The following is a 22,499-nucleotide window of genomic DNA, read 5'->3' as shown; positions in this document are numbered from 1 at the left end:
TGGATCTCTCCAGAGGGAGCCGTGTCAGCGTCTGAGGGGACCCTCAGTCCAGCGCCAGCCACATCAGGATGTCGTCGCGGTAGTCGTCGGCGGACAGCCGCAGCCCGCCCGGCACCCGGCCGACCTCCTTGAACCCGAGCCGCCCGTAGAAGCCCTCCAGGCCCATCCCGCCGCGCACCTCCAGTCGCAGCGCCTCCAGGCCGGCGTCGCGGGCCATGTCGATCGTCTCCCGCATCAGCCGAAGCCCGTGGCCGCCGCGCTGCAGGCCGGGGTCGATCATGACCCCGAGGACCATGGACCAGTGCCGCATCTTGAAGTCGGTGTGGAGCCGCAGGAACGTGGTGCCGGAAAGCCGCCCCCGGGCGTCGTACGCGCCGAGCATCCGGTACTCGCCGCTCGTCACCCGCCCGAGCTGCCTCTCGGTCGCCGCGCGTACCTCCTCCTCGGTCACCGAGGGCACGAATCCGACCGAGCCGCCGGCCCGCGAGACGTCGTACCAAAGCCGGGCGAGTTCCTCGTGAAGCTCGGGGGTCACCTGCGGGTCGCGCACAAAGGTAAGAGACATGGAAGCGATGCAACCATTACCGGAACGTCCGTGCAAGAGAGAAAGCCCCGGCGAGGCAGGCGCCTCACCAGGGCTTTCGAAACTCTCGGAGGGAGAGTGGGGATCAGACCCGCATCGCCTGCGGCACCTCGCGCCGCGCCGGGTCCGGACCGTCGTACTCCCGGATGACCTCGTACCGCGTGTTCCGCTCCGCCGGGCGGAAGCCCGCGTCGCGGATCAGCTCCAGCAGGTCGTCACGGGTCAGCTTGTTCGGCGTGCCGTAGTTGTCCGCGTCGTGCGTGATCTTGTACTCGACGACCGAGCCGTCCATGTCGTCGGCGCCGTGCTGGAGGGCGAGCTGCGCGGTCTGAAGGCCGTGCATCACCCAGAAGACCTTGACGTGCGGGACGTTGTCGAAGAGCAGCCGGGAGACCGCGAACGTCTTCAGCGCCTCGGCGCCGGTGGCCATGGAGGTCCGCGCCTGGAGCCGGTTGCGGATCTTGCCGTCCTTCATGTCCACGAAGTCGTGCTGGTAGCGCAGCGGGATGAAGACCTGGAAACCGCCGGTCTCGTCCTGGAGCTCGCGCAGCCGCAGCACGTGGTCCACGCGGTGGCGCGGCTCCTCGATGTGCCCGTAGAGCATCGTGCTCGGGCCCTTGAGGCCCTTCTCGTGCGCGAGGCGGTGGATGCGCGACCAGTCCTCCCAGTGGGTCTCGTGGTCGACGATGTGCTGCCGGACCTCCCAGTCGAAGATCTCCGCGCCGCCGCCGGTCAGCGACTCCAGACCGGCGTCGATCAGCTCGTCGAGGATCTCGGAGGCCGGCATGCCGGAGATCTTCTCGAAGTGGTGGATCTCGGTGGCGGTGAACGCCTTCAGGGAGACCTGCGGCAGCGCCTCCTTGAGCGCCTTCAGCGACCGCGGGTAGTACCGCCACGGCAGGGTGGGGTGCAGCCCGTTGACGATGTGCAGCTCGGTGAGGTGGTCGTTCTCCATCGCCTTGGCGAGACGGACGGCCTCCTCGATGCGCATGGTGTACGCGTCCCTCTCGCCCGGCTTGCGCTGGAACGAGCAGTAGGCGCACGAGGCCGTGCACACGTTCGTCATGTTGAGGTGGCGGTTGACGTTGAAGAGGACCGTGTCGCCGTTCTTCCGCGTCCGCACCTCGTGGGCCAGACCGCCGAGCCAGGCGAGGTCGTCGGACTCGTAGAGGGCGATGCCGTCCTCGCGGGTCAGCCGCTCACCGGCGCGCACCTTCTGCTCCAGCTCGCGCTTGAGTCCCGCGTCCATGCGATCGCCTCTCTGGTATGTCCGGAGTACGTCCGGTTTCCTCCGCCTGGCCCGGTCGAGCCTACTCCCCCGCGGGAGACGGCCGTCAGACGCCCTCGGGGCTCGGCCGCCACCCGTCAGATGTCCTCGGGCAGCTCGCCCACCCGGTTCTCCCACTTGGTGGAGAGCACGATCGTGGTGCGGGTGCGGCTCACGCCCTTGGTCCCGGACAGCCGGCGGATGGTGCGCTCCAGGCCGTCGACGTCGCCGACGCGCACCTTGAGCATGTACGAGTCGTCGCCGGCGATGAACCAGCAGTCCTCGATCTCCTCCAGGTCGCGCAGCCGCTGCGCCACGTCCTCGTGGTCGGCGGCGTCCGAGAGCTGGATGCCGATCAGCGCCGTGACGCCCAGGCCCAGGGAGGCGGCGTTGACGGTCGCGCGGTAGCCGGTGATGACGCCGGCCGCCTCCAGGCGGTTGATCCGGTCCGTGACGCTCGGGCCGGACAGCCCGACGAGCCGGCCCAGTTCCGCGTACGAGGCCCGCCCGTTCTCCCGGAGGGCCTGGATGAGCTGCCTGTCCACCGCGTCCATGGCTGGAACCTTTCAATAATCAGCGAACTTGCCGTCTTGCATGTAGAATCTAAGGCATTGAAGGGCTGACGCCCCGAAAATCTTTCACCGAACGCTCACGGCACCAACGATCCTTCAGGAGTGAACCCCGTGTACACGATCGAGATGGCCTACGCCCGCATGCGCGAGCTGCAGGACCTGGCCAACCGCTCGCGTGCCCACCAGTCCGTCACCGCCGCCCGTCGCGCCGAGGCCGCAGGGGCCCGCGCCGCGCGCGCCGCCAAGAAGCGCTAACTCCCCTCCGGGGCCCGGCCACCGCCGAGCTCCCCCTTCCACCTGCGGTAGTACCGGTGCGGCACCCCCGCCGCGTCCAGTACCCGCCCGGCGACGAAGTCCACGAGATCCTGGATGTGCGTCGCCCCCGCGTAGAACGCCGGAGAGGCGGGCAGCACGATCGCGCCCGCCTCGTCGAGCGCCACCAGCTGGCGCAGCGTCTGACCGCTCAGCGGCGTCTCGCGCACCGCGACCACCAGCGGCCGCCGCTCCTTGAGCGTCACGCTCGCGGCCCGCTGCAGCAGGTCCTTCGACAGCCCCAGCGCCACACCCGCCACACAGGCCGTGCTCGCCGGGACGATCAGCATCCCCTTCACCGGGTACGAACCCGACGACGGCCCCGCCGCCAGATCACCGGCGGCCCAGTAGCGCACCCTGGCCAGCTCCGCGTCACCCACGTCGAACGCCTGCGGCTTCCCGTCCGCCCCCAGCGACAGCCACTGCCGCAGGTCGTCCCGCCAGTGCGCGTCCCGGAACGAGACCCCGGTCTCGTCCAGCAGCGTCAGCCGCGAGGCCCGGCTGACCACCAGGTCCACGCCCTCCCCCGCGGCCAGCAGCCCGCGCACCACGGCCGCCGCGTACGGCGTCCCGGACGCACCGGAAACACCGACCACCCAGGGCCGGCGCTCGGATCGTTGCGTTGCGTGTTCGTACGGCTCCACGCCCCCGAGCCTAGTCGGCCGGGGGGCGGGAGCTCCGTCGGGCGGGGTCAGCGGGCCGGATCGACCGGGAGCTCAGAGGTGTCGAACTTCAGGAAGCCGACGGCCGAGTCGACGGTCACGGTCTTCCCGTAAGGGATGGTGTCCCGGCCGAGATAGCCGTCCGGACCGGGGTTCCAGTGGGTGACACAGTGGCCTTGGTACGGGTCGAAGATGAGGTAGTCGGCGATACCCCTGGAGGCGTACCAGCGGTTCTTGGTCTCGTAGTCGTTCCGGGCGCTGCTCGGCGAGACCACTTCGATCGCCAATTCGACCAGGTCCGGGGAGTACTGGCTCAGGTTCTTGGCTGCTTCGGCCTGCGGGATGACCGCCAGGTCGGGACAGAACTCGTAGTCATCATCGAACGGAACAGTGACGTCGCTGATCGATCGCCAATCCGCCGACAGCTGCCCTCTCAGGCTGCTCCACAAGAGCAGCATCGTCTCATTGTGAAACGGTCGCACCGGACTCATCACGAGGGCCCCCCCGACGATCTCCACCTTGCAGCCGTCGAACCTGCCCTCGAAACGGCTCAGACGCGAGCGCATCCGGTCGACCTCCAGCGTGGCCATCGCGGTCCCCCTATGCACTCGATACTAAGCCCCGACCGCACTCACACCCCCAGCCCCCGCACCCCCAGATCCAGCAGCGCGCACACGAACAGGGCAATCCCGATGAAGCCGTTGACCGTGAAGAAGGCGCGGTTCAGGCGGGACAGGTCGTGCGGGCGGACGATCGAGTGCTCGTAGAGGAACGCCGCGGCGACGATCAGCAGGCCGGTCCAGAAGAAGGCGCCCGCGTGGGTGGCGACCCCGTACCAGGCCAGCAGGGCGGTGGTGATCACGTGGCAGACGCGGGAGCCGTACAGCGCGGCCGGGATGCCGAAGCGGGCGGGGGTCGATTTCACGCCATGCGCGCGGTCGGCGGCGACGTCCTGGCAGGCGAAGATCAGGTCGAAACCGCCGATCCAGACGCCCACCGCGAGCCCCAGGATCACCGCGTCCCAGGACCAGGAACCGGTCACCGCCAGCCAGGCGCCGACCGGGCCCATGGCCTGCGCCAGGCCCAGGATCGCGTGCGGGAAGTTGGTGAACCGTTTCCCGTACGGATAGACCACCATCGGGATCACCGCGATCGGGGCCAGCGCCAGGCACAGCGGGTTCAGCAGGCCCGCGGCGCCCAGGAACAGGACGACGGCCACCAGCGCGCCCGTCCACGCCGAGCGGACGGAGACGGCGCCGGTGACGAGTTCGCGGTTGGCGGTGCGCGGGTTCCGGGCGTCGATCTCGCGGTCGATGATCCGGTTGCAGGCCATCGCGAAGGTACGCAGCCCGACCATCGCCACGGTGACGAGGAAGAGCTTCCACCAGTGGATGCGCCCGTCCTCCTGGTACATCGCCGTGAACGAGGCGATGTACGCGAAGGGCAGCGCGAACACCGAGTGCTCTATCAGCACCAGGCGCAGGAACGCCCGGGTCCGCCCCGGCTGCGGGACGGCGGCGGCGGAGGCGCTCACAGCCCGTACTCCTTCCAGCGCTTCGTGACCCGGTCGGCGGTCTCGGGGTCCGACTCCACCATCGACGGCCAGCCGCCGTCCCGCGTGTAGCCCTCCTCGGGCCACTTCGCGGTGGCGTCGATGCCCGCCTTGCCACCCCAGAACTGCTGGTACGACGCGTGGTCGAGGTGGTCGACCGGGCCCTCGACGACGGTGAGGTCGCGCGCGTAGTCGACGTTGCCGAAGGCGCGCCAGGACACCTCGTGCAGGTCGTGGACGTCGCAGTCCTTGTCCACGACCACGATCAGCTTGGTCAGCGACATCATGTGCGCGCCCCAGACCGCGTGCATGACCTTCTGCGCGTGCTTCGGGTACTTCTTGTCGATCGAGACGATCGCGCAGTTGTGGAAGCCGCCGGACTCCGGCAGGTGGTAGTCGACGATGTCCGGGATGATGATCTTGAGCAGGGGCAGGAAGAACCGCTCCGTCGCCCGCCCCAGCGGCCCGTCCTCGGTCGGCGGCCGGCCGACGACGATCGACTGGAGCAGCGGGCGCCGCCGCATGGTGACGCAGTCGATGGTCAGCGCGGGGAACGGTTCCTGCGGCGTGTAGAAGCCGGTGTGGTCGCCGAACGGACCCTCCGGAAGCATCTTCCCCGGCTCCAGCCAGCCCTCCAGCACCACCTCGGCCGCGGCCGGCACCTGGAGCGGGACGGTCTTGCAGTCGACCATGTCGATCCGCTTGCCCTGCACGAAGCCGGCGAACAGGTACTCGTCGATGTCCGCCGGCAGCGGCGCGGTGGACGCGTACGTCACGGCGGGCGGGCAGCCGAAGGCGATGGCCACCGGCAGCCGCTCGCCGCGCCGGGCGGCGACCTGGTAGTGGTTCCGGCTGTCCTTGTGGATCTGCCAGTGCATCCCGATGGTGCGCTTGTCGTGGCGCTGGAGCCGGTAGAGGCCGAGGTTGCGGACGCCGGTCTCGGGGTCCTTGGTGTGGGTGAGCCCCAGGTTGAAGAAGGAGCCGCCGTCCTCGGGCCAGGTGAAGAGCGCCGGGAGCGCGTCCAGGTCGACGTCGTCCCCGGTGAGCACCACTTCCTGGACGGGCGCGTCGCCGGGCTTCACCTTGCGCGGCGGCACGTGCGCCATCGCGCCCAGCTTGCCGAACGCCTCCCGGATCCCGACGAAGCCCTGCGGCAGCTCGGGCTTGAGCAGCCCGCCGATCTTCTCGCCGATCTCGTCGTAGGACTTCAGGCCGAGCGACTTGAGCAGCCGCCGGTCGGTGCCGAAGACGTTCATCGCCAGGGGCATCGCCGAGCCCTTGACGTTCTCGAAGAGGAGCGCCGGGCCGCCGGCCTTGTTCACCCGGTCGACGATCTCCCCGACTTCCAGGTGGGGGTCGACTTCGGCCTTGACGCGCTTGAGGTCGCCGTCGCGTTCGAGCGCTCTGAGGAACGAGCGGAGATCGTCATAAGCCATGCGTTCCAGTATCGAGCACGGACTACCCTGGGCTTGTCACGGGGCCGCGGGACGGCCCCACCGCCACGTCCCGGGGGGCCTTCGGCCAATGCTCAGGTATCTGCCGTTCCTGCTGGTCCTGGCGCTGTGGATCTACGCGTTCATCGACTGTCTGAACACGCCCGAGGAAGAGGTCCGCAAGCTGCCGAAGACCGCGTGGGTGATCATCATCCTGCTCTTCGGCGAGGTGCTGCTGGGGCCGGTCGCCTGGCTGGCCGTGGGCCGTCCGCGCGCGGCGGGCCGGTCCGGCCGGCGCGGCGCCGCGGGAGCCGGCGGGGACGGCGGTGGCGGTCGCGGTCGCGGCTGGGTGGCCCCGGACGACAACCCCGAGTTCCTGCGCTCGCTGGACAAGGACCGCCGGCCGCGCGGGGAGGGCGAGGACCGGGGCTGAGCGACGCGGCGGTGCCGGGGCGGCAGGCCCCCGGCGCTCGGCCGGCAGACCCCCCTGGCGCCCGATCCCCTGGCCGCCAGACCCCCTGACCGCCCGATCCCCTGGCCGCCAGACCCCCTGACCGCCCGATCCCCCGGTCGCCCGCCCGCCCGTTCGGCGGGCCCCGCGTCCGCCCATCGGCCCAGCCCCCGATCCCCCGATCGGGTAATACGATCACCATCCCATCCTCCCCGCCGCCCCCAACACCCCCTCCTTTACGGCCAATTGCCGAGCATTTCACCCGCACTCCCCTATCCCCCCGCACTCCCGGGCCGGGAGAGTCGCAAGGGCCACACTGTGGCCTGACGCGACCTCAGGGAGGGTGCAATGCCCGGGATCATGAGCAGACGAAGACTCCTCGGCTCGGCCGCGGCCGGTGCCGGCGCCGCCACGCTCTCGCTGCTGCCGCCCAGCGTCCAGCGCGCGGTGGCGGCCGGACCACCGCGGCGCGGCTCGCTGGCGGACGTCGAACACGTGGTCATGCTGATGCAGGAGAACCGCTCGTTCGACCACTACTTCGGCACCCTCAAGGGCGTCCGCGGCTTCGCCGACCCCAAGGCCCTGCGGCTCTCCACCGGCCGCAGCGTCTTCCACCAGCCGGACGCCGAGAACCCCAAGGGCTACCTGCTCCCCTTCCACCTCGACACCCGGAAGACGAGCGCCCAGGCCATCCCGTCCACCAGCCACGCCTGGTCCGTCCAGCACGAGGCGTGGAACGGCGGGAAGATGGACAAGTGGCTGCCCGCGCACCGCAAGGCGGACGGGAAGAACGGCCCGTACGTGATGGGGTACCACACCCGCGAGGACATCCCGTTCCAGTTCGCCCTCGCCGAGACGTTCACCATCTGCGACAACTACTTCTGCTCGGTCTTCGGCCCCACCTGGCCCAACCGCCTCTACTGGATGACGGGCACCATCGACCCCGGCGGCACCAAGGGCGGCCCGGTCATCAGCAACACCATGCCGTCCCCCTACCGCTGGACCACCTACGCCGAGCGCCTCCAGGCGGCGGGCGTCAGCTGGCGGGTCTACCAGCAGTCGGACAACTACGGCTGCAACATGCTGGAGTGGTTCCAGCGGTTCCGCGACGCGAAGCCCGGCGATCCGCTGTACGAGCGCGGGATGCGCCGGCAGCCGGAGGGGGCGTTCGAGGACGACGCCCGCAACGACCGCCTGCCGGCCGTCTCCTGGATCATCCCGACGGGACCGCAGTCCGAGCACCCGAACTTCATGCCGGCCGCCGGGGCGGACTTCGTCGCCAAGAAGATCGAGGCAATCGCGGACAACCCCAAGGTCTGGGCGAAGACCGTCTTCATCCTCAACTACGACGAGAACGACGGCCTGTTCGACCACGTCCCGCCGCCGGTGCCGCCGAAGGGGACGAAGGACGAGTTCGTCAAGGGACTGCCGATCGGGGGCGGCTTCCGGGTCCCCTGTCTGATCGTCTCGCCGTGGACGGTGGGCGGCTGGGCGGCGGGCGAGGCGTTCGACCACACGTCGGCGCTGCGCTTCCTGGAGCGCTTCACCGGCGTCCGGGAGCCCAACATCAGCGCCTGGCGCCGGCGCACCTTCGGCGACCTCACCTCGGCCTTCGGCTTCGACGCACCGGCCCCCCGGGCGCCGCGGCTGCCGCGCGACACCGAGAAGGAGCTGGAGGAAGCGGAGTGGGAGGTCGCCCACCTGCCGAAACCGACGCTGCCGGGGGCGACGCAGCAGGTCCCGGTGCAGGAGAAGGGCACCAGGCCCCGCCGGTGACGAAAGGGAGACTCCCCTGGGCGCCCCCTAGGGGAGCTCCCGCTTCCCCTTCCCGTACTCCTCCCGGAGCTCCCGCCACCGGTCGAGCCGCCAGGCCGCCCAGTCGGCGGGGTGCCCGGCCAGCGCCTGCAGCAGGTACTCGAAGTGGTGGTGCCACCCGGCCAGGCAGTCCAGCCGCTGGTCGTCCGTGCCGGGCATCTCGTTGGTGAAGTGCAGCAGCGTCCCGCCGACGCTCGCCGGGGCCTTCTCCAGCTCGAACCGGATGCGCCCGTGGATCTCGACGGTGTACTCGGCGAGGCTCTCCGGCTCCCAGGCGGTCACCCGGCCCGGCGCGACGGTGGTGTTGCCCTCCGGGTCGGTGTTCAGCCACCGCAACGTGATCGCCCCGCCCTCCCGCCGCTCGAACGGCTCGGCGGCGGCCAGCCAGGTCGGCAGCCCTTCCTGCGTCGCGACGGCCTCCCACACCCGCTCCCGGGGGTACGGGAGCGACAGCTCGTAGCAGAGCGTGTGAACGTCGCCGTGGGTCTCCGAGGCCCCGTAGGGGGACGGCATCTCCATGCCTCCAGCACACCACAGCCCCACGCGTCCCGCGCGTCAGTCGCGAGGCCAGGAGGTGCTGTCGATCACGATGCCGGAACCGGGGAGGGCGAACTTCTCACCGAAGGTGTGGCTCGTCTCGTCCGTGTACACACCGTCGCGCGGCGCGTGGAAGACATGCGCCACCCCCGTCTTCGGGTCGGCGATGAGGTACGTCGGGATGCCGGCGGCGGCGTAGACCTTCAGCTTGGCGTCGTAGTCGTCGCGGCGGCTGCCCTCGGAGACGACTTCGGCGACGAACTCGACGTCGTGGTAGTCGCAACGCCCGTGCTCGTCCTCCTCCGCGCCGTCTTTCAGCAGGGCGACGTCGGGGGCGTAGCCGTTGAGGCCACCGGGAAAGTCGACACGGACGTCCCAGAGGACGTCGGCACCGAGTCCGAGCCACGGCGTCAGGTCTCCGACCAGCCTCCTGATGATCGTGGAGTGCACCTTGCGATGCGGATTCAGGACGATCTGCCCACCGATGATCTCCACGCGGTAGCCCGGGGGTACGTTCATGGCCTCGATGAGCGCGAACATCTCATCCAGTCCGGCCGAATCCGCCACGCCTGCCATCGGAACCTCCTCGTCCGACGAGCCTAGGAACCCGGGTCACCCTCAGTGCGCACAAAGGCCCGCTCCCCCCGAAAGAGGGAGCAGGCCCATGTGGGTGACGCGTGACGGGTGCCCGTCAGACGCCCGAGTAGGAGTGCTTGCCGCCGAAGAGGAAGTTCACCCCGTAGTAGTTGAAGATGTAGCAGGCGAACGCGGCCAGGCCCAGGTAGGCGGCCTTGCGGCCCTTCCAGCCGGCCGTGGCGCGGGCGTGCAGGTAGGCGGCGTAGGCGACCCAGGTGATGAAGGTCCAGACCTCCTTGGGGTCCCAGCCCCAGTAGCGGCCCCAGGCGGCCTCGGCCCAGATCGCGCCCGCGATGATCGTGAAGGTCCACAGCGGGAAGACGGTGGCGTTGATCCGGTAGCCGAACTTGTCGAGCGTCGCGGCGGACGGCATGCGGCTCAGCATGTTGTCCCAGGCCATGTGGAGGCGGACGCCCAGCCGGATGCCCAGGCCGGCGTCCTTCGACAGGCCCTTGAGCTTCTTCTCCAGGACGCCCGGACCCGTCTTGCCCGCCGCCAGCCGGACCTCGTAGCCGTCGCGGAAACGGTAGAAGAGGGTGGAGACGGCGCCGACGTACAGCGAGGCGCCGGAGATGATCGCGCAGGAGACGTGGATCCACAGCCAGGGCGAGCGCAGCGCGGGCACCAGCTGGTCGCTGGAGGTGTAGAGCACGCTGATGGCCATGCCCAGGTCGAGCAGGATGGTGGTGACCAGCGGCAGGCCCAGCCAGCGGATGTTCTTCTTGGCGGCGAGCAGCCCCAGGTAGACGGCGACGGCGACCATGCCGAAGGTCGTGGAGAACTCGTACATGTTGCCCCACGGCGCCCGCCGCACCGACAGGGCGCGGGTGAGCACCCCGCCCGCGTGCAGCGCGAACGCCAGCACCGTCAGCGAGATCGCGATGCGGCCGTACAGGTCGCCCTTCTCGCTGGTGCCGGCCGCGCCCGGGCCGTCGGGCACGTCCTCGCGGGTGCCGGGGGCCGACCGGGTGACGACCTTGGGCCGCTCCAGCACCGCCGTGCCGCCCGCCTTGCGGACGGTCACCGCCACGGCCGGGCGGGCCTCGGCCGTGATCGCGGCGGCGGTACGGCCGACGGCGCTGCGGCTGCCGAAGACCCACTCGGTGATGTGTGCGAGGAAGGCGAGGGTGTAGACGGCCATCGCCGAGTAGATCAGCACATTGCTGGTATGGGCCATGTTCTCGTTGGCCGCGGCAGCGATGTTCACGCGCGCGCTCCTTCGGAGGAATCTGTGGGTTCAGCGGGTCGGGTGGGGTCTTTGGCGGTCGCGTCGGCGTGCGCTCCGGCGGGCTTCTCCACGGCCCGTTCCTCGGCTGTCTCCACGGCCTTCTCTTCTTCGCTCTTTGCGGAACTCTGTCCGGAGCCCTCGCGGGAGCTCTTGCCGGAGCCCTCGCCGGAACTCTCGTCCAAGCCCTTGCCAGAGCCCTCGCCGGAACTCTCGTCCAAGCCCTTGCCAGAGCCCTCGCCGGAACTCTCGTCCAAGCCCTTGCCAGAGCCCTCGCCGGAACTCTCGTCGGAGCTCTCACCCGAGGGGTCCGCTCCCTCGGGGTCCTCCTCCGCCACCGCCGGCGCCTCGCTCTGCAGCGCGACCGCCAGCTCGTACAGCTCCTCCGGCACCTTGGCCGACTCGCTGCGTCCGAGACCGGCCAGCTCGACGACAGTACGCCCGTCCGCCCCGCGTACGGCGCGCACCCACACCCGGCGGCGCTGGATGAACAGCGACCCGGCCACACCGATCAGCGCCGCGACGGCACCGGCCAGCGCCGGCATGTCGCCGGGCTTGTGGGAGATCTGGAAGGTCGCCCAGGTGCTGATGCCGTCGAACTTCAGCGAGCCCGCGCCGTCGGGCAGCGTCATGGTCTCGCCGGGCCGCAGCGCCCGCGCGAACTTCCGGTCGCCCTCCATGAACTGCTTCATGTTCTTGTCGACGAGCTTGTAGACGCTCTGCGGCACGCCCGAGTTGATGCCCAGGTCGCCCTTGTAGGCGGTGAGGATCAGCACGGGGTTGTCCAGCGCCGGGAACACCGACGCCATCCGGCCGGTGCGCAGGTCGAGCGTGGGGACGAAGTTGCCCCGGAAGCCGAGCTGGCTCGGCTTGCCGTTCTTGTCCCAGTAGTCGGGGACCTTGATGACGGTGGTCTCGGTGATGTTGTTGTCCAGCGGCAGCGAGGCCACCGCGCCGTGGTAGACCACGGTGCCCTGGCCGTCGCGGACGGTGACCCGGGGCGCGTAGCCGTGGCCCTGGAGGTACACCTTCGAGCCGCCGACCTCCAGCGGTTCGTTCACCTTGATCGTGGTGTCGTGCGGTGTGCCGTCCGCGCCCTCCCAGTAGCGGATGTGGGCCCGGTAGTCGCGCGGGGTGCCCTTCTGCGGGCCGGTGCGTTCGTACGTTCCGGTGAAGCCCTTGAGCTCGAAGCCGAACGGGGGCAGGTCGTCGGCGTTGAACAGCGAGCCCGACTTGAAGTCGTCGTACTGCGTGAGCGTGTTCGAGAACTTGTCGCCCTCGACGACGAGCTTGCCGCCCTCGTACTTCCACAGCTGCGCGGACGCGAACGCCACCAGCATCACGATCAGCGAGACGTGGAAGAGGAGGTTGCCCGCCTCGCGCAGATAGCCCTTCTCCGAGGCGACCGAGTCGTCCGCCGCGACCGTGCGGAAGCGCTTGCGGCGCAGCGTCCGCCGGGCCGCCGCCAGTACCTCGTCCGGATCGGCGTCGGTGCGCCAGGTGGCGTAGGCGGGCAGCCGGTCGAGGTGGCGCGGCGCCTTCGGCGGCCGGCCGCGGAGCTGACCGACGAACTGCCAGGTGCGCGGGACGATGCAGCCGATCAGCGAGACGAACAGCAGGATGTAGATCGCGGAGAACCACACCGAGCTGTAGACGTGGAAGAGCTGAAGCTTCTCGTAGATCGGCGTCAGCGTCTTGTGCGCTTCCTTCCACGTGTCGGCCTTCACCGAGTCCACGCTGGTCTGCGGGATCAGCGAGCCGGGGATGGTCGCGAGGGAGAGCAGGAGCAGCAGGATCAGCGCGACCCGCATCGAGGTCAGCTGCCGCCAGAACCAGCGCAGCCAGCCGAGAATCTCCCGCCCGGTCCAGGCGAGCGCGCCCAGCGCGCCCGGGCGCCGGACACCGCCGAACGAGCCCGGGACCGCCTGACCCTGGTCCTCGGCCGGGGCCGTGGACAGCCGGGCGCCCGCGGCGTCGTCCTCCTGCGCCTCGGTGGTGGGCGTGCTATCGGTCTTGGCCATGGTTCAGATCCCGGGTTGGTACTTGTTCGACCACGTCTGCAGGTCCTGGATGAGGTAGTCCCACGCTCCCGTCACCAGCAGGAGGCCGACCAGGACGAGCATGCCGCCGCCGATCCGCATGACCCATGCGTAGTGCTTCTTGACCCAGCCGAAGGCGCCGAGCGCCCGGCGGAAGGCGAGGGCGGTGAGTATGAACGGCAGGCCGAGCCCGGCGCAGTAGGCGAGGGTCAGCAGGGTGCCCCGGCCCGGGCTGGCCTCCTTGAACGACAGTGCCTGGACGGCGGCCAGCGTGGGCCCGATGCACGGCGTCCAGCCGACGCCGAAGCCGATGCCCAGCAGCGGCGCCCCGAGCAGCCCCATCGTCGGTTTCACGTGGAACCTGAACTCGCGCTGACCGAATCGGTTCAGCAGGCCCGTGAAGAGGAGTCCGAGGACGATCATGACGGCGCCGAGGACCGTGGAGATCGTCCCCTGGTACCGCTGGAGGGTGGTGCCGAAGTATCCGAAGGCCGCGCCCATGGAGACGAGGACGGCGCTGAAGCCCAGGACGAACAGGGAGGAGCCGGCCAGCATCCGGCCCCGGCGGGTCTCCGCGAGGTCCGCGCCGCCCACCCCCGTCACATACGAGAGGTAGCCCGGTACCAGCGGCAGCACGCACGGCGAGAAGAACGACACCAGCCCGCCGAGCACCGCCACGGGCAGGGCCAGCAGCAGTGCTCCGGAGAGGATGGTGTGGTTCAGACCGTCACCGGAGGCGGCGAGGACGAGCGGCGCGGCGTTCACGGCGTCACTTCTCCGCGACCAGTTGGTCGAGGGTCTTGGTCAGCTCGTCCTCGGTCAGCGGCTTGAGCGCCCGGCCGGCGATCTTCCCGTTCCGGTCGATAAAGACGGTGGAGGGGATGGCCTGCGGGTTGAGGTTGCCCTTGGGGAAGCGCAGGATCAGCTTCCCGCCGGAGTCGTGGATGCTCGGGTACGGGACCTCGAAGGTCTTCTCGAAGGCGACGGAGTTCGCCTTGTCGGGGTCGCGGACGTTGAGGCCCACGAACTCGACGCCCTTGCTCTTGAAGTCCCGGGCGGCCTTCACCAGGTTCTTCGCCTCGGCCCGGCAGGGAGCGCACCACGAGCCCCAGACGTTAAAGACAATGATCTTGCCCTTGAACTTCTCGGTGGCATTGAGCTCCTCGCCCTGGAGGGTCGTGCCGGACAGCTCCGGCGCGTCCTTCCGGGCGCTCGCGTTCTTGACCACGGAGACCCCGCCGGCGCCCTGCACGAACTGCGTCTCACCGCCCCCGCCGGAGGTCCCTCCGGACCCGCAGGCACTCAGCGTCAGCGCCACGAGGACGGCGCCGACGGCCGGCACGGTGGTACGACGGCGGAACGGGCGGAACCGGGTGCGTCGATCGGCGCGGCAGGCACTCATGTGAAAAGTTTCGCATGGCGATTTACGGGATCTTCCGCGCCCCCCTTGCCCCACCCGACCCTGGTGCTCAGCGGCCCGGAGTCCACTTCTCCCCGGTCCGCAGCCGGCGCAGCCGTTCCAGCACCGCCGGGTCCTGGGCGTCCAGCCAGTCGCAGAGCTGCCGGAAGGAGACCGGGCGGACGTCCCGGTTCCGTTCGTCGGCGATGCGTTTGAGCGCCTCCTCCACGGCGTCCATGTAGATTCCGCCGTTCCAGCGCTCGAAGTGGTTGCCGATGAAGAACGGCGCCCGGTTGGTCTCGTACGCGCGCCGGAACCCGGCGAGGTACGCCTCCGTGGCCTGCCGCCGCCAGCCCGGGTAGTGGGCGGGCGGGGCCTTGGTGGAGTTGCGGGACTGGTTGGCGAGCAGGTTGTAGTCCATGGAAAGCAGCTCGAAAGAGTGACCCGGAAAGGGGATCAACTGCAACGGAAAGTCCCAAATCCCCTGCCGCTTCACCGGCCACACCTGGCGTCCGCCCGGCGAGCTCGCGTCGTACCGCCAGCCCAGCTTCGCCGCCGTGGGCAGCAGGTTCCCCCGGCCCAGCAGACAGGGCGTCCGGCCGCCGACGAGCTCCTCGCGGTAGTCGAAGGGCAGCGGCTCGACGTCGGTGAAGCCGGTGTTCGTCCGCCACGACATGACGAACGAGACGGCCTGTTCGATCTCCGACTCCCACTGCGCCGGTGTCCAGCGGGCCACCGAGCCGGGCCCGGAGCAGAAGTGCCCGTTGAAGTGCGTGCCGATCTCGTGGCCCTCCAGCCACGCCGCGCGCAGGTTCCGCAGGGTCTCCTTGATGTGCTCGTCGGAGAGGTAGCCGATGGCCGAGGCGCCGGGCCGGTTGTTCGGCGGCCGGTAGAGCGACTTGCGGGACTCGGGCAGGCAGTAGAGGCCGGTGAGGAAGAAGGTCATGCGGACGCCGTGGTCCCGGGCGAGCTCGCGGAAGCGCGGGAAGAGGCCGTCGCCGACCTCGCCGGCGCCGTCCCAGGAGAAGACGACGAACTGCGGCGGCCGCTGCCCCGGTTCCAGCCGCTCCGGCGGCGGGAGCCGGCCCGGCTGCCGGCCCGTGTCCGCCGTCGAGCCGTCGCCGATCGGCCGTACGTGGGCGAGCCCCCGGGCCGGGGCCACCACCGGGCCCGCGGCCCGGTCCGGGGCGGACGAGCAGCCCGCGGCGGCCGACGCGACGGCCGCGCCCGCGACCGCGCCCAGGAACCCTCGCCGGGCCATGTCGCCGGTGTTCGGCACGCGCGGCCTCCGCTCGTCGTCGACGCGCCCCCGCCCTCCTGTCGTCCATATAAGACGACAACTCGGACGGGGGCGCGTCGGCGTACGGCGGCCGCGTTACTCCGGGAGCCGCGCGGTCAGGCCCCGAACGCCTTGGCGCCGCCCTTGACCGGCTTGGCGCCCGCCCGCAGATGCGCCGGGACGAGGTCCCGGGCCGGCTCGCTGTAGCCCACCGAAACGATTTTGTCGCCGCGGTAGGTGAACGTCGTCAGGCTGGCCAGCGTGCACTGCCGCTTCCGCGGGTCGTGCCACAGCCGGCGCCGCTCCACGAAGCTGCGCACGATCCAGATCGGCAGCTGGTGGCTGACGCACACCGCCTCGTGCCCGCGGGCCGCGTCCCGCGCCGCGTTCAGCGCGCCCATCATCCGGACGACCTGCTCCACGTAGGGCTCGCCCCACGACGGCCGGAACGGGTTCGTCAGGTGCTTCCAGTTGGCCGGCTTGCGCAGCGCGCCGTCGCCGACGCCGAAGGTCTTGCCCTCGAAGACGTTCTCCGCCTCGATCAGCCGCCCGTCCGTCGCCAGGTCCAGACCGTGCGCCTTGGCGATCGGCGTCGCCGTCTCCTGCGCCCGCTCCAGCGGCGAGGCCACCACATGCGTGATGTCCCGCCCGGACAGGTGCTCGGCCACCCGGTCCGCCATCTCCCGGCCCAGGTCCGACAGGTGGTAGCCCGGTCTGCGGCCGTACAGCACGCCCTCCGGGTTGTGCACCTCGCCGTGCCGCATCAGGTGCACGACGGTGATGTCGTTGCCCTCGCCACTCACTTCTGCTCCTCCGTCGCCTCGGCCGCCGCCCGCGCCGCCGCGGGCAGGGCCGCCGCGATCCGCTCGATCGCCGCGCTGTCGTGGGCCGTCGACACGAACCAGGACTCGAACGCCGACGGCGGCAGGTAGACGCCCTGCGCCAGCATCGAGTGGAAGAAGGCGGTGTACCGGAACGACTGCTGCCGCTTGGCCAGCTCGTAGTCCGTGACCTCCCGGTCCGTGAAGAAGACCGAGAACATGTTGCCCGCCGTCTGCAGCCGGTGCGCCACGCCCTCCTTCGTCAGCGCCGCCGTCACCAGCCCGCTGACCTCGGCCGACACCGCGTCCACCCGCTCGTACGCCGCGTCGTCCAGCAGCCGCAGCTGCGCCAGGCCCGCCGCCGTCGCCACCGGGTTCCCGGACAGCGTGCCCGCCTGGTAGACCGGGCCCGCCGGGGCCAGGTGCGCCATCACGTCGGCCCGGCCGCCGAACGCCGCCGCCGGGAAGCCGCCGCCCATCACCTTGCCGAACGTCATCAGGTCCGGCTTCACGCCGTCGACGCCGTACCAGCCGGCCTTCGAGACCCGGAAGCCCGTCATGACCTCGTCGGAGATGAACAGCGCGCCGTTCTTCGCACACGCCTGCTTCAGGCCCTCGTTGAAGCCCGGACGCGGCGGCACCACGCCCATGTTTCCCGGCGACGCCTCGGTGATCACACAGGCGATCTCGCCCGGGTGGGCGTGGAACGCCTCGTGCACGGCCTCCAGGTCGTTGTACGGCAGCACGATCGTGTCGCCCGCCTGGGCGCCCGTGACGCCCGGCGTGTCCGGCAGCCCGAACGTCGCCACACCCGAGCCCGCCGCCGCCAGCAGCGCGTCCACGTGGCCGTGGTAGCAGCCCGCGAACTTGATCACCTTCGCCCGGCCGGTGAACCCGCGCGCCAGCCGGATCGCCGACATCGTCGCCTCGGTCCCCGACGAGACCAGGCGCACCTGCTCCACCGGCTCCACCCGCGCCACGATCTCCTCGGCGAGGGCCACCTCGCCCTCACCGGGCGTACCGAACGACGTACCGCGGGCCACCGCGGCCTGCACCGACGCGATCACCTCGGGGTGCGCGTGGCCGAGAATCATCGGCCCCCACGAGCAGACCAGATCCACGTACTCCCGGCCGTCCGCGTCGGTGAGATACGGACCGGTCGCGGACACCATGAACCGGGGCGTACCGCCCACGGCACGGAACGCCCGCACCGGAGAGTTCACGCCACCGGGCGTCACGACCGCCGCGCGCTCGAAGAGCGTCTGGGACACTGGGGCTTCATATGAATAAGGCACTCTGTTCCTGCCTGCGGAGACGTAGGGAGGGACGGCGACGGCCGCCGCACGCCCCGGCTTGTGGGCCCTGCTGGGGTTCACTCGGGTTCGCTGGTCTTTCTCCCGCTTCCGACCGGGTGTCAGCCCCCGCGCATCTGGGACACTGGGGCCGAAGAGGGGTAGCTCACGCTAGCCATGGTCTCAGAGCCCCGTGGGCACGTGTGTCCGGGCGTTTCACACGCTCTCGACGGGGGAGGTGTCTGAGACGATGATCGGGTTGCGCGGCGGGGGCTGTGCTGCGTAAAAAAGCGATCGGGTGGAGATATGCATCGCGGTGGCGGACTGGGCGAGGGCACCGACGACCTGGGGCCCGAGCGAGCCCGGCCGCCCCGCAGGGGCCGGCACCGGCGGGACGACCACCTCAGGGCCGGCGGCGCGGACGGCGTGGGCGGACCCGGCGGGACGGGCAGGGCCGACAGGACCGACGACAACGACAGGGTCGACGGGGGACACAGCGCGATCAGGAGTGGCCGAGTGGGGGTGACCTACAAGTACTTCGGCGCGCCCAACGGGGCCACCGCGGCACGCGTACCCATTTCCATGCGCCCCGAGGAGCTCGGCGGTGACGAGCTGGGCATGGGCGGCATGTTCACCAGGATCAAGCCGGAGACCGTCGCCGCCATGGTGCTCACCGGCATCCAGGGCATACCCCTGCACAAGGTGCCCCCGCTCGAACTGGTCGTGCTCCACCCCGACTACGCCGTCGTCAAGCTCCCCATGACGGTCGTCGACCCCCTGCGCGGCATCGGCGAGGAATCCGTCGGCGCCGCCGCCTTCATCTGGTCCACCGTCCCCGACCGGGGCGGCCCCCGCGACGCCTTCACGGTCTACCGGCTGCTCCACGAGTGGCAGGACTTCAGCCACCGGCTGCACGAGGCCGGCCACCAGCCGTACTGCCTGGTCTGGCCCTGACCGCCGCGCACCCCGGACCCGGACCGAACACCCGTCATATCCTCGGCACCAGCCACGCCCGTCCGTGACGCCACCGCCGCCCGAGGAGGCCCCATGACCACCCCCACCGCCGTGATCACCGGAGCGAGCAGCGGGATCGGCGCCGCCACCGCCCGCGCCCTGGCCGCCGCCGGCTACCGCGTCGTCCTCACCGCCCGCCGCAAGGACCGCATCGACGCCCTCGCCGCCGAACTCACCGAGGCCGGCCACCAGGCCGTCGCCTACGAGCTCGACGTCACCGACCGCGACGCCGTCACCGTCTTCTCCGTCTTCCTCGACGACTACGCCCCGGTCGAGGTCCTGGTCAACAACGCCGGCGGCGCCATCGGCACCGAGACCGTCGCCACCGCCGACCCCGCCGACTGGCGCACCATGTACGAGGTCAACGTCCTCGGCACCCTCCAGACCACCCAGGCCCTCCTCCCCCTGTGGAAGGACTCCCCCGGCACCGTCGTCATCGTCTCCTCCACCGCCGGCCTCGCCACCTACGAGGGCGGCGGCGGCTACGTCGCCGCCAAGCACGGCGCCCACGTCATCGCCGAGACCCTGCGCCTGGAGCTCAACGGCCTGCCCGTCCGCGTCATCGAGATCGCCCCCGGCATGGTCCGCACCGAGGAGTTCGCCCTCAACCGCTTCCGCGGCGACGAGGGCAAGGCCGACAGCGTCTACACGGGCGTCAGCGAACCGTTGACAGCCGAGGACGTGGCGGAGACGATCACCTGGGCGGTCACCCGGCCGCACCACGTGAACGTCGACCTGCTCGTGCTGCGCCCCCGCGCCCAGGCGTCCAACTACAAGGTGCACCGCGAGCCCCAGGAGAACTGACCCATGCGCGTCACCGGCTTCGATCACCTCGTCCTCAACGTCACCGACGTCGAGCGCTCCCTGGCCTTCTACACCGGCCCGCTCGGTCTGGAGCCGGTGCGCGTCGACGAGTGGCGCGCCGGCAAGGTCCCGTTCCCCTCGGTCCGCGTCTCCACCGGCACCATCATCGACCTCTTCCAGCGCGACCGCGGCGAGACCAACGTCGACCACTTCTGCCTGGTCGTCGAGCCCCTCGACTGGCAGCAGGTCATCGACGCCGGCACCTTCGACGTCGTCAGCGGCCCCTCGAACAACTTCGGCGCCCGCGGCCAGGCGGAGTCCCTCTACGTCCGCGACCCGGACGGCAACACGATCGAGCTCCGCTGGTACCCGCAGGACGCGTGACGCGCGGGGGGCGCGCCGGGGCTCACCCGACGGGCCGCAGGTCCACGTACCCGGCCCCGACCCCCCGCGCGCCCTGCCCGGCGGCACGGGAACCGCCTCGGTCCGCTCGGGCGACGGAGCCGAATCCGCCGCGCCGCAGCCCGGGACGAGCAGCAGGGCGCAGAGGGCACCCGCGGTGAGGGACCTGCGACGCCCCTTACGCCCGGGGCCACCCGACGGCCGGGGGCGCACCGGAAGGGAAGCGCGCTCACCGGTTCGGGTGGCCGAGAGGCGTTCGAGCCCACGGGGATGGTCATGCGTTCGACGATCGCGGCATGACCTTCATGGACCTCGAAGACCCGCGGTACGCGTACATGCTCGGCTTCCTGCAAGCCGACGGACACCTGCACGCGGGCCCCGGCCGCAAAGGGCGCCTCAGCGTCGAGGTCAGTCACCGGGACATCGACATCCTGCAGGCCTTCCAGGCGCTCTGCCCGTACCCCAGCACGATCAGGGAACGCACCAGGACCACAAACTTCGCCGAGAACCACAGGACCGCGATCTGGACGCTGTGTACGGAGGAAGCCAGGACCTGTATCAACGAGGCCGGCCTGCCGTACGGGAAGAAATCGCACACGATCAGGCCACCCCGAGCGTCCTTCTCCCGACGTGACTACCTTCGCGGCATCATCGACGCCGACGGCGCGATCGGCTTCACGAGCGACAAGCTGCCGTTCGTCAGCCTGGTCACGGCGAGCACCGCCGTGGCGACGTACCTGTGCCGGTACACCAAACTCCAGCTCGGCCTCCACAAGCTGACCAGCCGCAACTCCCGCGATCAGGTGTACAACATCATGTACATGCGCGAAGCCGGAGCGGCCGTTGCCGCGCACCTGTACTACCCGGGTTGCCTGGCCCTGCAGCGGAAACGCTCCGCCGCTGCCGAGGTCGCGGCGTGGGAACGCCCGTCCCACATGTGCCCGCCCCGACAGCGGCGCACCTGGGCACCATGGGAAGACCAGGTGCTCCTGACGACCCCGACCCTCGACGAAGCCGCCGAACAACTCGGCCGGTCGAAGAAGTCCTGCCAGGTCCGCCGGTGGCGGCTGCGCAACCGGTGAACGGACTCAGCCCTTGACACAGATGATCTGCTTGAGCTTGGCGACGACCTCGACGAGATCCCGCTGCTGGTCCATGACCTGCTCGATCGGCTTGTAGGCCGCCGGGATCTCGTCCACCACGCCGCGGTCCTTGCGGCATTCCACGCCCCGGGTCTGTTCCGCCAGGTCCCGCTCGGTGAACCGCTTCTTCGCCTGGTTGCGGCTCATCCGGCGGCCGGCGCCGTGCGAGGCCGAGTTGAAGGAGGCCGCGTTGCCCAGGCCGCGCACGATGTACGAGCCCGTGCCCATCGAGCCGGGGATGATGCCGTACTCGCCGCCACCCGCGCGGATCGCGCCCTTGCGGGTGACGAGCAGGTCCATGCCCTCGTAGGTCTCCTCCGCCACGTAGTTGTGGTGGCAGGAGATCACGGGCTCGAAGGTCACCTTCGCCTTCCGGAACTCCCGGCGGATCACGTCCAGCGACAGCGCCATCATGATCTCGCGGTTGTGCCGCGCGTACTCCTGCGCCCAGAACAGATCGTTCCGGTAGGCCGCCATCTGAGGCGTGTCGGCCACGAAGACAGCGAGGTCCCGGTCGACCAGCCCCTGGTTGTGCGGCAGCTTCCGGGCCTGCTCGATGTGGTATTCGGCCAGTTCCTTGCCGATGTTCCGGGACCCCGAGTGCAGCATCACCCACACCGAATTGTCCGAATCGAGGCAAAGTTCCCAAAAATGATTTCCGGAGCCAAGCGATCCCATCTGCTTAAGCGCCCGATCCCGACGGAACTTGACCGCCTCCGCGATCCCGTCGAACCGCCGCCAGAAGTCGTCCCACGACGCCGTCGGGAACCCGTGCAGCCGCCGCGGGTCCACCGCCTCGTCGTGCATCGCGAAGCCCACCGGGATCGCCCGCTCGATGCGGGAGCGCAGGTGGGAGAGGTCGCCGGGGAGGTCGTTCGCCGTCAGGGAGGTCTTCACGGCGGACATGCCGCAGCCGATGTCCACGCCCACGGCGGCCGGGCAGACCGCGCCGCGCATGGCGATCACCGAGCCGACGGTCGCGCCCTTGCCGTAGTGCACGTCCGGCATCACGGCCAGGCCCTCGATCCACGGGAGGGTGGCGACGTTCCGCAGCTGCTGCATGGCGCCGTCCTCGACCGTCGCCGGGTCCGCCCACATGCGGATCGGCACCCGGGCGCCGGGCAGCTCGGTGTACGGCATGATTTCCTCATTCCCCCATAAAAGGCAGATAACGCAAAAGCCGGATCAATCCGTGGATTCACGACAGCGGACCAGCGGTGCGGCGGCGCGTGCGGTAGACATTGTGTCCAGCGGCCCCCCGG

24 protein-coding genes are annotated in these 22,499 nt (G+C 70.3%); 7 read left to right on the top strand and 17 right to left on the bottom strand.

Annotation, left to right across the window (positions count from 1 at the left end):
* Nucleotides 1-43: 43 nt before the first annotated feature.
* The 3 genes from K7I03_RS17815 to K7I03_RS17805 form a co-directional block, all read right to left on the bottom strand.
* Nucleotides 44-565, bottom strand: a complete 522-nt coding sequence (locus K7I03_RS17815; protein WP_185943845.1) for a GNAT family N-acetyltransferase — start codon at nt 563-565, stop codon at nt 44-46.
* A gap of 103 nt (nt 566-668) precedes the next feature.
* Complete coding sequence (gene mqnE / locus K7I03_RS17810) at nt 669-1,832, bottom strand: aminofutalosine synthase MqnE (RefSeq protein ID WP_185943844.1); 1,164 nt, start codon at nt 1,830-1,832, stop codon at nt 669-671.
* Between the two features lie 116 nt (nt 1,833-1,948).
* Complete coding sequence (locus tag K7I03_RS17805) at nt 1,949-2,404, bottom strand: Lrp/AsnC family transcriptional regulator (RefSeq protein ID WP_004943663.1); 456 nt, start codon at nt 2,402-2,404, stop codon at nt 1,949-1,951.
* A 129-nt stretch (nt 2,405-2,533) separates the two neighbouring features.
* Here K7I03_RS17805 and K7I03_RS17800 point away from each other — a divergent pair, with 129 nt between their 5' ends.
* Nucleotides 2,534-2,677, top strand: a complete 144-nt coding sequence (locus K7I03_RS17800; protein WP_004943659.1) for a hypothetical protein — start codon at nt 2,534-2,536, stop codon at nt 2,675-2,677.
* Here K7I03_RS17800 and K7I03_RS17795 read toward each other — a convergent pair.
* From K7I03_RS17795 to K7I03_RS17780, 4 genes are read right to left on the bottom strand one after another with little or no spacing between them, the layout of a single operon-like run.
* Nucleotides 2,674-3,378, bottom strand: a complete 705-nt coding sequence (locus tag K7I03_RS17795; RefSeq protein ID WP_224347101.1) for a UbiX family flavin prenyltransferase — start codon at nt 3,376-3,378, stop codon at nt 2,674-2,676. The genes K7I03_RS17800 and K7I03_RS17795 overlap by 4 nt on opposite strands.
* Nucleotides 3,379-3,425: 47 nt before the next feature.
* Nucleotides 3,426-3,986, bottom strand: a complete 561-nt coding sequence (locus tag K7I03_RS17790) for a Uma2 family endonuclease (RefSeq protein ID WP_185943842.1) — start codon at nt 3,984-3,986, stop codon at nt 3,426-3,428.
* 41 nt (nt 3,987-4,027) lie between these two features.
* The gene (mqnP, locus tag K7I03_RS17785; RefSeq protein ID WP_185943841.1) at nt 4,028-4,930 is read right to left on the bottom strand and encodes a menaquinone biosynthesis prenyltransferase MqnP; all 903 of its coding nucleotides are present in this window, start codon (nt 4,928-4,930) and stop codon (nt 4,028-4,030) included.
* Nucleotides 4,927-6,384, bottom strand: a complete 1,458-nt coding sequence (locus K7I03_RS17780; RefSeq protein WP_185943840.1) for a menaquinone biosynthesis decarboxylase — start codon at nt 6,382-6,384, stop codon at nt 4,927-4,929. The genes mqnP and K7I03_RS17780 overlap by 4 nt, the downstream gene beginning before the upstream one ends.
* Nucleotides 6,385-6,472: 88 nt before the next feature.
* On the opposite strand from K7I03_RS17780, the gene K7I03_RS17775 reads away from it, so the two are divergent.
* A complete protein-coding gene (locus K7I03_RS17775) occupies nt 6,473-6,814 on the top strand; it encodes a PLD nuclease N-terminal domain-containing protein (RefSeq protein WP_185943839.1) in 342 nt (113 codons plus the stop codon).
* 378 nt (nt 6,815-7,192) lie between these two features.
* Nucleotides 7,193-8,608 carry a phosphocholine-specific phospholipase C gene (locus K7I03_RS17770; RefSeq protein ID WP_185943838.1) on the top strand — a complete coding sequence of 472 codons (1,416 nt, stop codon included), beginning with the start codon at nt 7,193-7,195 and terminating at the stop codon, nt 8,606-8,608.
* A gap of 27 nt (nt 8,609-8,635) precedes the next feature.
* Here K7I03_RS17770 and K7I03_RS17765 read toward each other — a convergent pair whose 3' ends face one another.
* The 9 genes from K7I03_RS17765 to hemL all read right to left on the bottom strand — a co-directional run bounded on the left by K7I03_RS17765 (nt 8,636) and on the right by hemL (nt 17,854).
* Nucleotides 8,636-9,166 carry an SRPBCC domain-containing protein gene (locus K7I03_RS17765; protein ID WP_185943837.1) on the bottom strand — a complete coding sequence of 177 codons (531 nt, stop codon included), beginning with the start codon at nt 9,164-9,166 and terminating at the stop codon, nt 8,636-8,638.
* A 36-nt stretch (nt 9,167-9,202) separates the two neighbouring features.
* On the bottom strand, nt 9,203-9,760 hold the full coding sequence (locus tag K7I03_RS17760; RefSeq protein WP_185943836.1) for a Uma2 family endonuclease: 558 nt from the start codon (nt 9,758-9,760) through the stop codon (nt 9,203-9,205).
* A 115-nt stretch (nt 9,761-9,875) separates the two neighbouring features.
* Complete coding sequence (gene ccsB, locus K7I03_RS17755; RefSeq protein ID WP_185943835.1) at nt 9,876-11,027, bottom strand: c-type cytochrome biogenesis protein CcsB; 1,152 nt, start codon at nt 11,025-11,027, stop codon at nt 9,876-9,878.
* A complete protein-coding gene (resB, locus tag K7I03_RS17750) occupies nt 11,024-13,066 on the bottom strand; it encodes a cytochrome c biogenesis protein ResB (protein WP_224347100.1) in 2,043 nt (680 codons plus the stop codon). Before resB ends, ccsB begins: the two co-directional genes overlap by 4 nt.
* Nucleotides 13,067-13,069: 3 nt before the next feature.
* A complete protein-coding gene (locus tag K7I03_RS17745) occupies nt 13,070-13,849 on the bottom strand; it encodes a cytochrome c biogenesis CcdA family protein (protein WP_185943833.1) in 780 nt (259 codons plus the stop codon).
* 4 nt (nt 13,850-13,853) lie between these two features.
* Complete coding sequence (locus K7I03_RS17740; RefSeq protein ID WP_185943832.1) at nt 13,854-14,486, bottom strand: TlpA family protein disulfide reductase; 633 nt, start codon at nt 14,484-14,486, stop codon at nt 13,854-13,856.
* A gap of 67 nt (nt 14,487-14,553) precedes the next feature.
* On the bottom strand, nt 14,554-15,744 hold the full coding sequence (locus K7I03_RS17735) for a polysaccharide deacetylase family protein (RefSeq protein ID WP_185943975.1): 1,191 nt from the start codon (nt 15,742-15,744) through the stop codon (nt 14,554-14,556).
* Between the two features lie 134 nt (nt 15,745-15,878).
* Entirely contained in the window at nt 15,879-16,526 is a 648-nt protein-coding gene (locus K7I03_RS17730) for a histidine phosphatase family protein (protein WP_185943974.1), read from the bottom strand.
* Nucleotides 16,527-16,561: 35 nt separating this feature from the next.
* The gene (gene hemL / locus K7I03_RS17725) at nt 16,562-17,854 is read right to left on the bottom strand and encodes a glutamate-1-semialdehyde 2,1-aminomutase (RefSeq protein ID WP_224347099.1); all 1,293 of its coding nucleotides are present in this window, start codon (nt 17,852-17,854) and stop codon (nt 16,562-16,564) included.
* 327 nt (nt 17,855-18,181) lie between these two features.
* On the opposite strand from hemL, the gene K7I03_RS17720 reads away from it, so the two are divergent.
* The 4 genes from K7I03_RS17720 to K7I03_RS17705 all read left to right on the top strand — a co-directional run bounded on the left by K7I03_RS17720 (nt 18,182) and on the right by K7I03_RS17705 (nt 21,177).
* A complete protein-coding gene (locus K7I03_RS17720; RefSeq protein ID WP_185943830.1) occupies nt 18,182-18,829 on the top strand; it encodes a hypothetical protein in 648 nt (215 codons plus the stop codon).
* A gap of 93 nt (nt 18,830-18,922) precedes the next feature.
* Nucleotides 18,923-19,693 carry an SDR family oxidoreductase gene (locus K7I03_RS17715; RefSeq protein ID WP_185943829.1) on the top strand — a complete coding sequence of 257 codons (771 nt, stop codon included), beginning with the start codon at nt 18,923-18,925 and terminating at the stop codon, nt 19,691-19,693.
* Nucleotides 19,694-19,696: 3 nt separating this feature from the next.
* On the top strand, nt 19,697-20,077 hold the full coding sequence (locus K7I03_RS17710) for a VOC family protein (RefSeq protein ID WP_185943828.1): 381 nt from the start codon (nt 19,697-19,699) through the stop codon (nt 20,075-20,077).
* A 314-nt stretch (nt 20,078-20,391) separates the two neighbouring features.
* Nucleotides 20,392-21,177 carry a hypothetical protein gene (locus tag K7I03_RS17705; protein WP_185943827.1) on the top strand — a complete coding sequence of 262 codons (786 nt, stop codon included), beginning with the start codon at nt 20,392-20,394 and terminating at the stop codon, nt 21,175-21,177.
* A gap of 6 nt (nt 21,178-21,183) precedes the next feature.
* Here the strand turns inward: K7I03_RS17705 and K7I03_RS17700 are convergent, their stop codons facing one another.
* The gene (locus tag K7I03_RS17700; RefSeq protein ID WP_185943826.1) at nt 21,184-22,377 is read right to left on the bottom strand and encodes an RtcB family protein; all 1,194 of its coding nucleotides are present in this window, start codon (nt 22,375-22,377) and stop codon (nt 21,184-21,186) included.
* Nucleotides 22,378-22,499 lie beyond the last annotated feature (122 nt).

It is taken from the genome of Streptomyces mobaraensis, from assembly GCF_020099395.1.
GTDB lineage: Bacteria > Actinomycetota > Actinomycetes > Streptomycetales > Streptomycetaceae > Streptomyces.
This window is presented reverse-complemented; position numbering and strand designations above follow the sequence as displayed.

Coding starts and splice junctions, on each gene's coding strand:
- K7I03_RS17775 (WP_185943839.1), top strand. CDS start 6,473: ATGCTCAGGTATCTGCCGTTCCTGCTGGTCCTGGCGCTGTGGATCTAC.
- K7I03_RS17780 (WP_185943840.1), bottom strand. CDS start 6,384: ATGGCTTATGACGATCTCCGCTCGTTCCTCAGAGCGCTCGAACGCGAC.
- K7I03_RS17715 (WP_185943829.1), top strand. CDS start 18,923: ATGACCACCCCCACCGCCGTGATCACCGGAGCGAGCAGCGGGATCGGC.
- K7I03_RS17770 (WP_185943838.1), top strand. CDS start 7,193: ATGAGCAGACGAAGACTCCTCGGCTCGGCCGCGGCCGGTGCCGGCGCC.
- K7I03_RS17710 (WP_185943828.1), top strand. CDS start 19,697: ATGCGCGTCACCGGCTTCGATCACCTCGTCCTCAACGTCACCGACGTC.
- K7I03_RS17765 (WP_185943837.1), bottom strand. CDS start 9,166: ATGGAGATGCCGTCCCCCTACGGGGCCTCGGAGACCCACGGCGACGTT.
- K7I03_RS17790 (WP_185943842.1), bottom strand. CDS start 3,986: ATGGCCACGCTGGAGGTCGACCGGATGCGCTCGCGTCTGAGCCGTTTC.
- K7I03_RS17805 (WP_004943663.1), bottom strand. CDS start 2,404: ATGGACGCGGTGGACAGGCAGCTCATCCAGGCCCTCCGGGAGAACGGG.
- K7I03_RS17735 (WP_185943975.1), bottom strand. CDS start 15,744: ATGGCCCGGCGAGGGTTCCTGGGCGCGGTCGCGGGCGCGGCCGTCGCG.
- K7I03_RS17815 (WP_185943845.1), bottom strand. CDS start 565: ATGTCTCTTACCTTTGTGCGCGACCCGCAGGTGACCCCCGAGCTTCAC.
- K7I03_RS17760 (WP_185943836.1), bottom strand. CDS start 9,760: ATGGCAGGCGTGGCGGATTCGGCCGGACTGGATGAGATGTTCGCGCTC.
- mqnE (WP_185943844.1), bottom strand. CDS start 1,832: ATGGACGCGGGACTCAAGCGCGAGCTGGAGCAGAAGGTGCGCGCCGGT.
- K7I03_RS17700 (WP_185943826.1), bottom strand. CDS start 22,377: ATGCCGTACACCGAGCTGCCCGGCGCCCGGGTGCCGATCCGCATGTGG.
- K7I03_RS17720 (WP_185943830.1), top strand. CDS start 18,182: ATGCATCGCGGTGGCGGACTGGGCGAGGGCACCGACGACCTGGGGCCC.
- K7I03_RS17705 (WP_185943827.1), top strand. CDS start 20,392: ATGACCTTCATGGACCTCGAAGACCCGCGGTACGCGTACATGCTCGGC.
- resB (WP_224347100.1), bottom strand. CDS start 13,066: ATGGCCAAGACCGATAGCACGCCCACCACCGAGGCGCAGGAGGACGAC.
- K7I03_RS17740 (WP_185943832.1), bottom strand. CDS start 14,486: ATGAGTGCCTGCCGCGCCGATCGACGCACCCGGTTCCGCCCGTTCCGC.
- K7I03_RS17730 (WP_185943974.1), bottom strand. CDS start 16,526: ATGCGGCACGGCGAGGTGCACAACCCGGAGGGCGTGCTGTACGGCCGC.